Source organism: Streptomyces sp. GMY02 (genome assembly GCF_019056675.1).
GTDB lineage: Bacteria > Actinomycetota > Actinomycetes > Streptomycetales > Streptomycetaceae > Streptomyces > Streptomyces odonnellii.
In genome coordinates this window covers 4862501-4876933 of the sequence record NZ_CP077658.1, presented here as the reverse complement: position 1 = coordinate 4876933, position 14433 = coordinate 4862501, and the positions used below count along the sequence as shown (strand labels likewise).

Annotated in this window: 12 protein-coding genes and 1 pseudogene; 9 read left to right on the top strand and 4 right to left on the bottom strand. The window is 72.6% G+C overall.

What is annotated here, in order from left to right; all coding sequences use genetic code 11:
• Window positions 1-85: 85 nt before the first annotated feature.
• Window positions 86-3243: pseudogene (locus KQY30_RS20665) on the bottom strand (molecular chaperone Hsp90).
• A 461-nt stretch (window positions 3244-3704) separates the two neighbouring features.
• Between KQY30_RS20665 and KQY30_RS20660 the strand changes: the two are divergent.
• Window positions 3705-4115, top strand: a complete 411-nt coding sequence (locus tag KQY30_RS20660; RefSeq protein WP_254407244.1) for a hypothetical protein — start codon at window positions 3705-3707, stop codon at window positions 4113-4115.
• A 217-nt stretch (window positions 4116-4332) separates the two neighbouring features.
• Here KQY30_RS20660 and KQY30_RS20655 read toward each other — a convergent pair whose 3' ends face one another.
• Window positions 4333-5340 (bottom strand): DUF3027 domain-containing protein, encoded by a 1008-nt coding sequence (locus tag KQY30_RS20655; RefSeq protein WP_217308112.1) that lies wholly within the window; start codon window positions 5338-5340, stop codon window positions 4333-4335.
• Between the two features lie 492 nt (window positions 5341-5832).
• Here KQY30_RS20655 and KQY30_RS20650 point away from each other — a divergent pair, with 492 nt between their 5' ends.
• From KQY30_RS20650 to KQY30_RS20635, 4 genes are all read left to right on the top strand, one after another.
• Complete coding sequence (locus tag KQY30_RS20650) at window positions 5833-7230, top strand: MFS transporter (protein ID WP_254407243.1); 1398 nt, start codon at window positions 5833-5835, stop codon at window positions 7228-7230.
• Between the two features lie 98 nt (window positions 7231-7328).
• A complete protein-coding gene (locus KQY30_RS20645; RefSeq protein WP_217308110.1) occupies window positions 7329-7808 on the top strand; it encodes a DUF2771 domain-containing protein in 480 nt (159 codons plus the stop codon).
• Window positions 7809-7854: 46 nt separating this feature from the next.
• On the top strand, window positions 7855-8616 hold the full coding sequence (locus tag KQY30_RS20640) for a futalosine hydrolase (RefSeq protein ID WP_217308109.1): 762 nt from the start codon (window positions 7855-7857) through the stop codon (window positions 8614-8616).
• On the top strand, window positions 8613-9491 hold the full coding sequence (locus KQY30_RS20635) for a 1,4-dihydroxy-6-naphthoate synthase (RefSeq protein ID WP_217308108.1): 879 nt from the start codon (window positions 8613-8615) through the stop codon (window positions 9489-9491). The genes KQY30_RS20640 and KQY30_RS20635 overlap by 4 nt, the downstream gene beginning before the upstream one ends.
• Before the next feature lie 191 nt (window positions 9492-9682).
• Here KQY30_RS20635 and KQY30_RS37150 read toward each other — a convergent pair whose 3' ends face one another.
• Window positions 9683-10066, bottom strand: a complete 384-nt coding sequence (locus KQY30_RS37150) for a cold-shock protein (RefSeq protein ID WP_046507938.1) — start codon at window positions 10064-10066, stop codon at window positions 9683-9685.
• A gap of 177 nt (window positions 10067-10243) precedes the next feature.
• Here KQY30_RS37150 and KQY30_RS20625 point away from each other — a divergent pair, with 177 nt between their 5' ends.
• A complete protein-coding gene (locus tag KQY30_RS20625) occupies window positions 10244-10501 on the top strand; it encodes a hypothetical protein (protein WP_217308107.1) in 258 nt (85 codons plus the stop codon).
• Here KQY30_RS20625 and KQY30_RS20620 read toward each other — a convergent pair.
• Entirely contained in the window at window positions 10480-11181 is a 702-nt protein-coding gene (locus KQY30_RS20620; protein WP_217308106.1) for an HAD family hydrolase, read from the bottom strand. The two genes, KQY30_RS20625 and KQY30_RS20620, sit on opposite strands and share 22 nt — an antisense overlap.
• 214 nt (window positions 11182-11395) lie before the next feature.
• Here KQY30_RS20620 and KQY30_RS20615 point away from each other — a divergent pair, with 214 nt between their 5' ends.
• From KQY30_RS20615 to KQY30_RS20605, 3 genes are all read left to right on the top strand, one after another.
• Window positions 11396-12430 (top strand): iron ABC transporter permease, encoded by a 1035-nt coding sequence (locus KQY30_RS20615; protein WP_217308105.1) that lies wholly within the window; start codon window positions 11396-11398, stop codon window positions 12428-12430.
• 80 nt (window positions 12431-12510) lie between these two features.
• Complete coding sequence (locus tag KQY30_RS20610; RefSeq protein WP_254407634.1) at window positions 12511-13584, top strand: iron chelate uptake ABC transporter family permease subunit; 1074 nt, start codon at window positions 12511-12513, stop codon at window positions 13582-13584.
• Window positions 13581-14426, top strand: coding sequence for an ABC transporter ATP-binding protein (locus KQY30_RS20605; protein WP_217308103.1), 846 nt, complete (start codon window positions 13581-13583; stop codon window positions 14424-14426). The genes KQY30_RS20610 and KQY30_RS20605 overlap by 4 nt, the downstream gene beginning before the upstream one ends.
• The last annotated feature ends 7 nt before the right edge of the window (window positions 14427-14433 follow it).

Below are 14433 nucleotides of genomic sequence, written 5' to 3'. Positions count from 1 at the left end.
GGAGAAGGATGGAGTCTTTACGAAGATCGAACAAACGGGCCGGGGCCGACCGGCTGCCGGTTCGGCCTCGATCGCCGGACGTGCGCTAGTCGAACCAGCGGTCGCGTGCCAGTTCTTCCGTCCGTGACGGGTCTTCCAGCAGTGCCGCCACCTCGAAGCGTCGTGGCCACTGGCCCGCCGCCCACGCCAGGCCCGCCGCCACGCCCTCCAGGGTCGACGCGTGGACCACGCCCTCGGCGGTGCGGCGCCAGTCCAGTTCGACTCCGCCCGCGCGGAGTTCCTCGTGTTCGACGTACACCTCGGGCGTGCCCGCGCCGAGCAGTACGTGGACCGACTCCGGAACGGTGTGCTCCTCGCCCTCCGTCGTCACCTCTGCCACGACCGTCTCGCTCAGCCGCCGTACCTGGAGCAGCTCCGCCAGTTCGGCGAAGCGCGTCGGGGACACCGGCAGCAGCGGCAGCCCGCCCGTCAGCGGCAGCAGGTCGGGCGCGTCCGCGACCACCGCGTCCGCCGCGTCGACCACCCGTACCTCCCCGTCCACCACCGCCCGCAGCTCGTCCGGGAGCGTCACCTGTTCCGGGTCGAGGTCGGCGAGGGCGGTGTAGAGGCCGTGGAGCTGCTGCGGGGTGACCTCGCGGTACGGGTCGGCGAGCCGGCCCAGCAGTTCGGCGGCGCCGCCCGGCTCGTCGAGCAGCGCCGCGACGGATGTCCGTACCCCCAGCGCCCGCAGCACCTGAGCGTCGTCAAAGCCGGTCGCGTCCACCGAGTCGTACAGCCCCGCCAGCAGCGGATCGCCGCCCGCCGCCCGCAGTCCGGCCGGGCGCCGCCCGTCCAGTACGGGATGGTCGCGCAGCCACCAGGCGGTGTACGACCGCACGGTCTCCGTCGTGCCGTCGGGCAGCAGGATCCGTACGGACTGGGTCACCGCGTCCCGGTACGGCGGCCGGGCCAGCAGCGCCAGCGCCCGCGGCCAGGCGTCGTCGTCCACCAGGTCCAGGTCCCGTACGGCGACGATCTCCGTGGCGACCGGCGGTACGGGCGTCTCGGGCAGCCGGTCCAGCACGTCCTCGCACCAGACGTCGACCGCGTCCAGCAGGCCCGCGTCGTCGGGCTCGGCGAAGTCGCCGTCGCGGGGCTCCAGTTCGTCCGGGTCGAGGACGACATCGGTGGCGCGTACGAGCGCGAAGTCGGCCAGCACACCACAGGCGGCGAGCGGCTGTTCGCCCCAGCGCTCGGCCAGCTCGGCGTCGCAGAAGGCGAGTTCGTCCTCGCGGAGGATGCCGGCGAACGGGCTGCCGGGCAGCACGAGTTCCCCGGCGGGCGCCAGTTCACCGTCCTCGTCGGGAAGTGCGAGCGCGCCGAGCCAGGGTTCGTCGCCGGCCTCCAGACCGGCGTCCCGTACGAGACCGAGGACGGTCTCGGCCAGTTCCTCGGCGTCGGGCGTGTCGGCGGCGCCCAGGTCCGCGTACCAGACCTCGCCCGCGTCGAGCGACGCGGCGACGGCCGCACGTACCTGAGGGGTCGTCAGCACGGCACGCGGGGTGGCGGGCAGCGCGCCCAGCTTCTCCAGCAGGGGGTGGGCGGCCTCGGGGTGCGCGACCTTCAGGCCCAGCCGGGCGAGGTCGGTGGCGGGCTCGGAGTCGGGCAGCGGCAGCAGGACCTGGCGGGGGCCGATGGCCGTACGCCCGTTGGCCAGCGGCACCGGCAGCCCGGAAAGACGCTCGGGGTCGACGCCCGCGAGAGATTCGTACAGCCGGTGCCACCAGGCGGGCGGGCGCTCGGCACCGGCGATCCGCTCGATGGCCTCGCCGAGCGGGAGCCGGCCGACGCCGAGGGTGCGCAGTTCGGTACGGCGCTCGAAGCCGGCGGGGAGGAGGGTGGGCAGCACTTCGGCGAGGACGCGTACGGTGTCGGCGCCGGCGCCTTCGACCACTTCGGCCTCGAAGGGGCGGAGGGCGGCGGGGAGTTCGCGCTCTTCGCCGTCTTTGGCGTCGTCGTCTCCGGCTTGCGCGGCGGGGGCGGCGGGCGCCAGGAAGGCGACCCGGGGCAGCCGCTCCAGGATCGCGGCCCGCAGCCGCCCGTCCAGCTCGCCCTTGCCGAGCGGTCCTGGCACCAGATCGATGGTGCCGGTGGAGACGGGCTCCCAGTTCCCGAGCAGTTCGGCGTACGCGTCGGCCGCCCGCTCGACCAGGAAGTCGGTGAGCGGTCCGGGCGCGGGGTGGCGCCGGGTGGTGTCGAGCGGCAGCGAGGCGATCAGCAGCGCCGGCACGCCGAGGGGCTCGTCGGTGGGGGTCGGGGCGTGCACGACGGGCGCGGTGCGTGGACGCCGGGGGCGCCCTCGGCGTCCACGGGGACGGCCCAGGTGACCGACCAGTGGGGGCGCAGCCGCTCCTCCAGGGGGCGCCCTTCGAGGAGCGCGGGCGCGGTGGGGCCGTGGTGGGCGACGACGCGCCAGCGGTTCGCGGCCCCGCCGTCCTCGATGTCGACATACGGCCCGTGCTGCGAGCGGCGCAGCACCCGCTCCCCGTCCGGGGTCTCGACGACGATCTCGCTGAGCCCGGAGAGGGTCAGCAGCAGGGCGTCGTCGATCCCGGCGAGCAGCCGCTCGACGAGATCGGCCGCGGTGCCGTCGCGCAGTGGCAGGACGACGACCGTGTCGTACCCCTCGGGGGCCGTGCCCTCGGCGGGCAGGGGCAGCCGCAGCAGCGGTACGTGCCCTTCGCGGCGGCGCAGTTCGTCCCCGAGTCCCTCGCTGGTCACGGCGGCCTGCCCGGCCAGCTCGCGGGCCTCGGCGAGGGACCAGCGGACACCACCGTGCCGGCCGATGACGGCGGGCTCGTCGCTGACGGCGAGCACGGCCGCGAAGCCGACACCGAACCGCCCGACCGCGCTCTCGTGCCCCTCGCGCTTGGCGGAGGCGCGCAGGGTGCTGAGCGACTCGACACCGGCGGCGTCGAGGGGGGCGCCGGTGTTGGCCGCGGCCAGTACGGCGGGGCTGTCCGCGGTCCCGGGCCGCAGGGTCAGCCGGAACCGCCCCGGCACCCCGGCGCGGGCGGCGGCGTCGGCGGCGTTCTGCGCCAGCTCGACCACCAGCCGGTCACGGTAGCCGCCGAGCGCGAGGTCCTCCTCGGCGTTGGCGTCCTCCCGGAACCGCGCGGGGCTGGCCCCCCACGCGTCAAGCACCCCACGCCGCAGCCGCGCCGTCCCGAACGGGTCGGCCCCCTCGGTCGTCCTGCCGCTCACGTTCCGACTCCACTCTGCTCCGGCTGCGCCCCACCATCCCCGTCCGGCCCGAAGGTACCGCGTACACACGGACGAGGGGGTGCGGGGCTGCTGTCCAGGACAGACATACTCCCGCCGCGTCCGGTGCGGGCCGTACGCGATGAGGTCGACAGCCAGAAAACGCCCCCCGTTCACCCACCGGCCGCCGATCGCGTCCGCACCGTCCGCCGCTTTCTGGATAAAACCGCATTGACAAGAATTCGCCACACATTCGGGTGAATCTGCTATTCGGGCGAGAGGCAAGGGGAAACGACTCTGCCCAGCGGCGGCAAGGATTTCACGGAAACAGGAATTCCGCCGTGATTACGGAACGTAATGCTTGCCCGTATTGATTGCGGTATCGCGGGGCCGGGATCCTCGATTTGTCCCGGGCATACGACCGGCTGGTTGTGCCGGGGGCACCGGGGCGGAAAGGGAGCGAAATGAGGATTCTCAAATCTCTGGGCGTGATCCTGGCCATGGTGCTGCTCGCCCTCGGAATCGGCGGCGGGCTGGCTCCGGCGGCCTATTCGGCGGACGGGCCCGAGGCACCGGGCGGGGCCGGGTATTCGGCGGCCGATCTGAACACCGGGCGGACCGTCAGCGGCGGTGCCCCGGCGGTGTCCGGGGCCGATAGAGAGGTGCCGCCGCAGGAGGCCTCGCTGCGGTGCTGGGACCCGTATTTCTCCGGTTCCACGTTCGCTGTTTCCTGTGACGGCAGCCGGTATTACGTCTATGTCGACTGCGCGAACGGCTACCGGTACGTCGTAGGCCCGCTCTCCGGGGCCAAGCGCGTCACGCTCACCTGCCCGGGCGGATACCGGGCGCTGCGAGGTGGTGGCTACGGTAGCTGATTCCGCTGGAACGTCGCTCATGGGTGTGTGACGCTTCGCCCTGGCGGATGGCCGTCCGTCAGGGCGGACCGGCGTCCGCCACCCCCGCGACCGGGCTCGCCGCGGCGAACGCGCGCCTTCCGACGCCGCCCGCCTGTACGACGCCGGCCTTGCGCCGCCCACCTGACGACTCCGGCCTTACGACGAGCCCTTACGACGTGCCCTTACGGCTCCGGCCTTACGAGTGGCCCAGGTCCTCCGACTCGTCCCCCGGTTCCGCCGCCGGCACCGAGCCGCTGTCGGGCGCCGGGCGCAGCGGGAAGGCGTCCGCGCCCATCGAGTCCAGCACCGGCGGGGCGGGGCGCGGCGGCTTGGGCATGATCGCCGCCTCCGAGTGCCCGCCGCAGCCGTACGCCAGCGATACGACATGCCCGTCGGCCGGGGAGAACTCGTTCCCGCACACCCCGAAGGCCTGCCGTAGCGAACCGGCCAGCGGCAGCAGGAAACCGCAGGAGACACAGGGCGCGGGCGCCGCCTGCGCCATGGGCGTCTTCGCGCCGTACGCCTCGTCCCAGCGGTCGGCCGCGACATGCAGTCCGTACCGCGAGAGCACCCGCGCCCGGCGCATGCCCAGTTCCTCGGCGACCGATGCGATCGTGCCCCGCGTCGGCAGCACACCGCTTCCGGCCGCACCGCTCCCGGCGCCCGAAGCGCCGGCCTCGCCGCGCCCGGCCGCACCGCCCTCCGGAGCCAGGTCCTCCTCCGGCCCCGCGTCCTCCGCCTCCACCAGTTCCGCGAGGTTCCGCGGGGTCACCGCGTCCGCGGCCAGCACCGAGTTCGGCGGCGGCGCGTCCTCGCCCGAGTAGCCGGGCTCCAGCCGCAGATCCTCCGCCTCCGTGGGCAGCAGATCGCCCGGCCCCATGTCACCGGGCCTGAGCCGCTCGCTCCAGGGCACCCATTCCGGGGCCAGCAGGGCGTCCGGCCCCGGCAGCAGCACCGTTTCATCGAGCGTGACGACCTTGGCCCGCGAGGCGCGCGCGACCGTCACCGCCCAGCGCCAGCCCCGGTACCCCGGCTCCTTGCACTCGAAGAAATGGGTGACGACCCGGTCGCCGTCCGCCACCGCCGAGACATGCTCCCCGACGACCCCGGGCGCGGCCGCTTCCTCGGCGGCTGCCCTGGCGAGGTCTACCGCCTCGACGCACAGGCGGTCAGGGGTACGGCTTCGCGTCGTCGCAGCACTCACAGGTCTCGCTTCTCTCCTACGCCGTATCACGGGTGCGCCGGCCGATTCGTGATGTACGAGCCGCGGGCGGAGCGGACCAGAGGGCCGCATCGACGTCCGCGCCCGACCTCGCCTCGGGCACACCTATCGTCTTCCATTCTGCGGGATGACGAAGAGGCGCGCGGCCGAGAACAACCGCCGGTGGCGCGCTACGCACGCTACCCCCTCCATCGCCCCCCGCCCACCTGCACGCCGCCTTTCCCGTACTTCGGGCAACACCGCAACAAGCCCGTGACCCGGCGAACGGCCCGGCGCGGACCCGCGCCGGGCCGGCAGAAGGTCCACTCCGGGTCGGCAGGAGGTCCCGTCCGGCCGGTCCCGCCCCGGCCTGCGAAGGCGCCCGGCCCGCCCCCGCGCCCCGGGCTCCCCCTCGCTCCTCCGTCATGGCACCGTCACGGCCCCGTCACGGCCGGGATCGGTTCGCACCCCGGACCGTTGGGGCACTATGACGGGGTGGCAGCCGCAAGCTCGTCCGACGACGCAGCCGGCCCGCTCCGCAGGACCGGGCGGGCCATCGGCCATGCCGTACGCGTGCCGGTCACCGGCACCGCCAAGGGCATCCGCCGCGCCACCCACGCGCACGGCGCGGGCGAGTCGGGGCTCGGCAAGCTGATCGAGCTGCACGCCGTGAACGGCGCCGGCGATGTGATGATCACCGTCGCGCTCGCCTCGACCGTCTTCTTCTCCGTACCGACCGACGAGGCCCGCGGCCGTGTCGCGCTCTATCTCGCCATCACCATGGCCCCCTTCACCCTGCTCGCCCCGGTGATCGGCCCGCTCCTCGACCGTCTCCCGCACGGCCGCCGCGCCGCCATGGCCGCCGCGATGTTCACCCGGGCCGCGCTCGCGGTCATGATGTCGGCCGCGGTGATCACGGGCAGCCTGGAGCTGTATCCGGCGGCGCTGGGCGTACTCGTCGCGTCGAAGGCGTACGGAGTGGTCCGCAGCGCGGTCGTGCCGCGGCTGCTGCCACCGCGTTTCTCGCTGGTACGGGCCAACTCGCGGGTCACCCTCGCCGGGCTGCTCGCCACCGGTGTCGCGGCGCCGATCGGTGCGGGGCTGCACCAGATCGGGCCCAAGTGGCCGCTGTACGGCGCGAGTCTGGTTTTCCTTGGCGGAACGTTCCTGGCGTTCACCCTGCCTCACAAGGTCGACTCGGCGAAGGGCGAGCGCAAGGCACGCCTGGTCACCCACGGGGAGCGCAACGGCGACAGACGCAACGGGAAGAACGGAAAGCGCGGCGAGCGGCGGCCCGGTCTCCGTACCGTCGGCCCCTCCGTCCTGCACGGCCTCCAGGCGAACGCGGCCCACCGCGCCCTCTCCGGCTTCCTGATCTTCTTCCTCGCGTTCCTGCTGCGCGAGCATCCGCTGCCTGGCCAGTCCGCGGCCGTCTCCCTCGGTGTGGTGGGCGTCGCGGCCGGCGCGGGCAACGCGCTGGGCACCGCGATCGGCGCCTGGCTCAAGGCCCGCGGCCCCGAACTGATCATCGCCACGATGCTGGGGATCGCGCTCGGCGTGGCGATTCTCGCGGCGCTGTTCTTCGGCGGCCTGCTGATGGCTCTGCTGTGCGCGACGGCGGGCCTGAGCCAGGCGCTGTCGAAGCTGTCCCTGGACGCGGTGATCCAGCGGGACGTACCGGAGGAGGTGCGGACCTCCGCCTTCGCCCGCTCCGAGACGCTGCTCCAGATGTCCTGGGTGGTGGGGGGCGCGATCGGGATCGCGCTGCCGCTCAACGGGGTGCTGGGCATGTCCGTCGCCGCGGCGATCATCGGTGCGGGGGCGCTGACCGCCGTACGGGGACTGCTCACCGCGGCCAGACACGGCGGCGCCTCGCACCCGCGTGTGGCGTGACGCCGGTCTCGCGGCGCGGCGCCCGCGCGACCGTGACCAGGGGCGGCTCGCCGTACCCCCTCGCGGGCCCCGCCGGTACGACCGATAGCCTTCGGCCCATGACCGTTGCGTTCTTCTCTGGCAGAGCCCGCAGGGCCGGCGTCGCCCTCGGTGCCGTATCCGCCGGGCTCCTCGTCCTCGCCGCCTGTGACAAGCCGACGCCGCTCGCCACCGTGACGGTCGGCGACAACTCGGTCAACACCGAGGCCGCCTGCTACAACGACGGCGCGGCGATCAAGCCCGCCGACATCCAGCCCTGTCTGAACAAGAAGGCGGAGAAGACCGTCGAGGTCGCGATGGACGACCAGGTCCACTTCGGTGTCGACCCGGTCATCGCCGAGCACGGCTGGACGCTGTTCATCGACGGCCAGCAGGCCGAGCAGGAGCCGTACAAGAAGACGTACCGTACGATCCCTGGAAGCGCGTTCTTCTCCAGCCAGACCGGCCAGACGACCAATGCCACGCAGGTCAGCATCGTGGAGACCAGTGGCAAGGAACTGATCGGCATCTGGCAGTTCGAGTTCAAGAAGACCTCCTGACCCCCGGCTCACCGGCCACTGACCGCGCCCTCCTGGAAGGCCCCCGATGCGCGTACTTGTCGTGACGGCGGTGGCGGCGGAGGCCGACTCCGTCGTCGCGGGGCTCGGCCGGTTCGCCGGCAGCGGTGTCCGTGAGCTGACCGGCGGATACGAGATCGCGAGCCACGCCCAGTACACGCCGCGCCCGGGCTCCGTGCAGATACCGGTGGTGGATGTGCTGGCCGGCGGGGTCGGTCCGACGGCGGCTGCCGTCGCCACCGCGACCGCGCTGGCGGCCTCGCCGTACGACCCTCCGTACCATCTCGTCATCTCGGCCGGGATCGGCGGCGGTTTCGCGCGGCGCGCCCCGGTCGGCTCGCTGGTGGTCGCGGACTCGATGGTCGCGGCGGATCTGGGCGCCGAGACACCCGACGGCTATCTGCCGGTCGACGAACTGGGCTTCGGGCGCAGCGTCCACCGGCCCCCGGCGGAACTGGCGGCCCGGTTCGCCAAGATCCTGGACGCCGGCCGGGCCGATCCGGCGGCCCCCACGGTCCTCGCCCCCGTCCTCACCGTCTCCACCGCGACCGGTACGGCGGCCCGCGCCGCCGCGCTGGCGGAGCGTCATCCGCGTGCCGCCGCCGAGGCGATGGAGGGGTACGGGGTCGCGGAGGCCGCCGCCGTCCACTCCGTACCGTGCGCCGAGATCCGCGCGATCTCCAACACCGTGGGACCGCGCGACCGCGCCTCCTGGCAGATCGGCCGGGCGCTGGAATCGCTGCGGCACGCCTTCACGCTGCTCACCCCGGTCTTCGAGGAGCCGTCATGACCGCGCAGTCACCCGTGCCCGGGGCCACCCCCGCCGCGCCGCTCCGGATCGCCTACTCGCCCTGCCCGAACGACACGTTCGTCTTTGACGCCTGGGCCCATGGCCGGGTGCCGGGCGCGCCCGATGTCGATGTCACCTTCGCGGACATCGACATCACCAACGGCATGGCGGAGCGCGGCGAGTTGGACGTGCTGAAGGTCTCGTACGCCGTGCTGCCCTGGGTCCTCGACGAGTACACCCTGCTGCCCTGCGGCGGCGCGCTCGGCCGCGGCTGCGGTCCGCTCGTGCTGACGCGGCAGCCGGGCACGGACCTGACCGGCAAGACGGTCGCCGTACCGAGCGAGCGGTCCACGGCCTATCTGCTGTTCCGGCTGTGGGCGTCGGATGTCGTACCGGACGGGGTGGGCGAGGTGGTCGTCCTGCCGTTCCACGAGATCATGCCGGCGGTACGGGACGGCAAGGTGGACGCCGGACTCGTCATCCACGAGGCGCGGTTCACCTATCAGAATTACGGACTGCACTGCCTCGCCGACATGGGCGAGCACTGGGAAACCACGACCGGACTGCCGATCCCGCTGGGCGCGATCATCGCGAAGCGCTCTCTGGGCGCCGGGACGCTGGAGCTGCTGGCGGAGTCGACACGCAGGTCGGTACGGATGGCCTGGGACGATCCGGAGGCCTCACGCCCGTATGTCCTGGAGCACTCCCAGGAGATGGATCCGGCGGTGGCGGACCAGCACATCGCGCTGTACGTCAACGAGTTCACCGCGGATCTGGGCGACGACGGTTACGCGGCGGTCCACGGGCTGCTCACGCGTGCCGCGGCCGAGGGACTCGTACCGCCCCTCGGCCGTGACGCGCTGCGTTTTGTCTGATCCGAAGCCGATCATCCGGCCCGGGGGCCGGATCAACCGGCCCGGAGCCGGAATTGTCCGGCCGGGAGCCCGAACCTGGTCCGGATCCGGGCGACTTCCTGTGTCATACGTCTGCGCTCGGACGTCTGCTGTCAGATGTCCGCTGTCAGATGTCTGTCGTTGGACTTCTGTCGTTGGACATCACACGTCTGTCATACGTCCAACTGGTCCGCGACCGCCCTCAGCAGGCCCGCGATCTTCGCGCCATGGACCTTGTCGGGGTAGCGGCCGCGCTCCAGCATCGGCGTGATGTTCTCCAGCAGGGTCGTCAGGTCCTGGACGATCGAGGCCAGTTCGTCCGGCTTGCGGCGCTGCGCCGCCGCGACCGAGGGGGTCGGGTCGAGGACCGTCACCGAGAGTGCCTGGTCTCCGCGCTGGCCCGCGACCACACCGAACTCCACGCGCTGACCTGGCTTGAGCGCGTCGACTCCGGCAGGGAGGACCGACGAGTGCACGAAGACGTCGCCGCCGTCGTCACGGGAGAGAAAGCCGAAGCCCTTCTCGCTGTTGAACCACTTGACCTTGCCGGTAGGCACGTCTGTCCTCGTCCTCGTACTCGTTGGGGCGCTGGGCGCGCACAAAAACGGCTCTGGATAGCACTACAGCGGGTCCACCGACCCGCCACCCCCAAGGCTAATGGTCCAGAGGCTGGTGACAAGACGTCGCCGTATGGTTCCTGTCCGCTGCTGTCCGCAGGGAACTACCCTGGTGAGGTGACTGCTACTCCTGCACCCCGTACCACGGACGAGCCCGGGCCCGGCGACGGACTCGTCCGTATCGGCGCGATCGTCTTCATCGTCGGCGCGATCGCGACCCTGATCACTGTGGCGCCGCTGTTCCTGGGGACGGACCCGTTCCCGTCGTTCGCTTACGCCGTGTGCATGCTGATGGGGGTCGGTTTTCTGATCGCGGGGGCGGGGGTGCTGCGTTCGATCGGGGCGCAGCGCCGTCAGGCGAAATCGGCGGCCTGATCAGTGACCGGGGTGACCGGAGCGGCCGGGGCAACCGCCAAGTCGCCGGGCAGCGCAGCCGCGTAGCCGTTGAGCCACGCCGGGAACGCCGTCAGGTCCTTGAGGATCACATCGGCGCCGGCCGCCCGTAGTTCCTCCTCGTCGCACGGTCCGGTCGGTACGGCGACTGAGAGCGCTCTCGCCGTACGCGCTCCGCGCACATCACCGGTGTGGTCGCCGACGTACACCGTCGCGCCGTGCGCGCGCAGCGCCTCGCCCTTGGCCTCCGCCCACAGCCAGCCGATGACCGCGTCGGGCTCGATGCCGAGGTGGCTGAGATGGAGCCGGGCGTTCGGCTCGTGCTTCGCGGTGACGACGATCGCCCGGCCGCCGAGCGCCCGCACCGCGGCGATCGCCTCGCGGGCGCCGGGCATCGCCGGGGTCGGGGCGATGGCGAATGTGGGATAGATCTCCCTGTAGAGGTCGCCCATCTCCTCGATCCGGTCCTCGGGGAACCAGTGCGCCAGCTCCTCTTCGAGCGGCGGGCCGAGCCGGGTGATGGCGAGATCGGCGTCGATCTCGACCCCGGTCTCGGCGGAAAGTGCCAGGTAGGCGGCGTGAATACCGGGGCGGGAGTCGATGAGGGTCATATCGAGGTCAAAGCCGACCGTGGGCGCGTGACGGGCCGAGGAGGAAGCCATGGCACCCATTGTGCCCAGGGGGATGGCTTGAACCGGGTGCTTAGACTTAGCCAAACCTAACCAGCCTCGACCCCAGCCGCCCCAGCCCGCACCCGCACCTGAGCACCCGACCGCCTGCCCCGCACTCGCGCACCCCGGCTCGTACACCCGTACCCGTACCCGTACCCGCACCCGCACCTGACCGCCCGCCCCGCACTCGCCCCGATTGGTCCGCATGTCAGCCGCCGCCCCGCCGGTCCCCGGTGTCAGACGCGTCCTGGTCGCCCGCCGTATCGGCTGGACGGCCGCCGCCGTCGTCGCCGTACTGCTCGCGGTCCTCCTCAGCCTCGCGGTCGGCGCGCGCGCCGTCGCCCCCTCCGCCGTCTTCGACGCGCTGCTGCACGGCGCGCGCGGAGACGACGCCGAGGTCATCCGTCAACTCCGGGTGCCGCGCACGCTGATCGGGCTGATGGTCGGCGCCGCGCTCGCCCTCGCGGGCACCGTCCTCCAGGGCATCACCCGCAATCCGATCGCCGACCCGGGCATCCTCGGCATCAGCCAGGGCGCCTCGGCCGGAGTGGTGCTGGCCATCGCGTTCGCCGGGGTGCACACCCTCACCGGCTATGTCTGGTACGCGTTCACGGGCGCGGGCATCGCCTCGGTGGCGGTGTACGCGGTCGCCTCCAGCGGGCGCGGCGGCGCGACCCCGGTCAAACTCGCCCTGGGCGGCGCCGCGATCAACGCGCTGCTCCTCTCGGTGACCACGGCCGTACTGACGACCGACGCGGCGGCGCTGGACGAGTTCCGCTTCTGGCAGGTGGGCTCGGTGGCGGGCCGGGACTCCGAAGTGGTGGCCCAGGTCTGGCCGTTCCTGCTGGTGGGCACGGTGCTGGTGGTCTCGGTGGCACGCGGTCTGGACGCGCTGGCGCTCGGCGAGGACGTCGCGAAGGGGCTCGGCCAGAATGTCGCGGCGGTACGGGTCCTGGGCGGGGTCGGCGCGACCGTACTGACCGGGGTCGGCGTCGCGGCGGCGGGGCCGATCGCCTTTGTCGGTCTGGCCGTTCCGCATATCGCCCGCGCGATCGTCGGCACCGATCACCGCTGGGTGCTGCCGATGGCCGCGCTGCTGGGTCCTGTGATGCTGCTCGTCTCCGATGTGGTCGGCAGGATCGTGTTCCCGCCGGGCGAGATACCGGCGGGGGTGGCGACGGCGCTGCTCGGGGTGCCGTTCCTGGTCGCGCTCGTACGCAGGAAGGCGGTGCCGGCATGACGGCGCGGACCACGAGCGGCACCGACACGGCCGGCGCCGCCGACTCCCCTGGCTCCGCTGACCCGACGGACGCCCGCGTGATGGGCATACGGCCGACCGGATACACCCGCCTACGGATCGGGCGCGGTTCGTTCCTGCTGCACCGGCGGGCGGCCGTGGCCGCCGTCGGACTCGCGGTGGTGCTGGCGGCGGTGTGCGTCGCGTATCTGAGCGTCGGCGAGAGCTTCGTACCGCCGTCCGAGGTGGTACGGGTGCTCAGCGGGCAGCCGTCCGCGAACGAACTCGTCGTCGGCACACTGCGGTTGCCGCGCATGATGACCGGGCTGTTCGTGGGGCTGGCGTTCGGGGTCGCGGGCGCGCTGATCCAGACCGTCGCCCGCAACCCGCTGGCCAGCCCGGACATCATCGGCATCAGCCAGGGTGCGAGCGCTCTCACGGTCGGCGCCATGACGTTCGGCGTCACCTCGTTCGCCGTGCTGCCGTATCTGTCGGTCGCCGGCGGGATCCTGGCGGCGGCGCTGGTGTACGTGTTCGCCTGGCGCGGCGGGCTGCACGCGACCCGGTTCGTCCTCATCGGGATCGGGTTCGCGATCGCGCTGCGCTCCGTCACCACGCTCTTCCTGACCAAGGGCGACTATCTGGTCGCGCAGCAGGCACAGGTCTGGATGACCGGTTCGCTCAACGGCCGCGGCTGGGACGAGGCCGCCCCGCTCGGCTGGCTGCTGCTCGCCCTGCTGCCCGCGATGCTGTGGGCGGCGTACGCGCAGCGCACGGTGTCGGTGGACGACGACACGGCCACCGCGCTGGGCATACGGCTGGGGCGCGTCCGGCTCGGTCTGGTCCTGCTCGGCGTGGTGCTGGCGTCGGTCGCGACGGGCGCGGCGGGGCCGGTGGACTTCGTGGCGCTGCTGGCACCCCAGATCGCGCGCCGGCTGACCCGTACCGCCCAGATCCCGCTGCTCTGCTCGGCGCTGACGGGCGCGGTCGTCGTCGTACTGGCCGATCTGCTGGCCCGCAAGGTGCTCGCGCCGACTGAGCTGCCGGTGGGCGTGCTGACGGCGGCGGTGGGCGCGCCGTATCTGATCTGGCTGATCGTCCGGAGCCGTGCCGTGGGCGCGGGTGCGACGGGGGTACGAAAGGGAGGGACCGCATGAGCAGGCTCATGGCCCGCGGGCTGACGCTCGCCTACGAGGACCGTACGGTCGTCCACGAGCTCGAACTGGCCGTCCCCGACGGGCAGGTGACCGTCATCGTCGGCCCGAACGCCTGCGGCAAGTCGACCACCCTGCGCGCGCTGGGCCGGCTGCTCAAGCCGCGCGGCGGCTCGGTGCTGCTGGACGGTACGGAGCTGGCGAAGATCCCGACGAAGAGGATCGCGCGGTCGATCGGGCTGCTGCCCCAGTCCCCGGTCGCGCCGGAGGCGATCACGGTCGCGGACCTGGTGGCGCGCGGGCGCCAGCCGCACCAGCACTGGTGGCAGCAGTGGTCGGACGAGGACGAGCGCGCGGTGACCGAGGCGATGGCCCGTACGGATGTGAGCGCTCTCGCCGACCGGCCGGTGGACGAACTCTCCGGCGGGCAGCGGCAGCGCGTCTGGATCGCGATGGCCCTGGCACAGGAGACGGATCTGCTGCTCCTGGACGAGCCGACGACGTTCCTGGACATCGCGCACCAGGTGGAGGTCCTCGACCTGGTGCGCCGCCTCAACCATGAGCAGGGCCGTACGGTCGTGATCGTCCTCCACGACCTCAACCAGGCGGCCCGCTACGCCGACCACCTCGTCGCGATGAAGTCGGGCCGCGTGATCGCGGAGGGCGCGCCGGGGGAGGTGGTGACGGCGGAGCTGGTACGGGAGGTCTTCGGCCTCGAAGCGGTGGTGATCCCGGACCCGGTGACGGGCTCACCGCTGGTGGTACCGGGGGCACCGTTCCGGCCGGGGAAAATCTCAGCCCGTCCGGCGATTGAGGACACAACAGGGAGCCCGTCCGGCGATTGAGGACGCG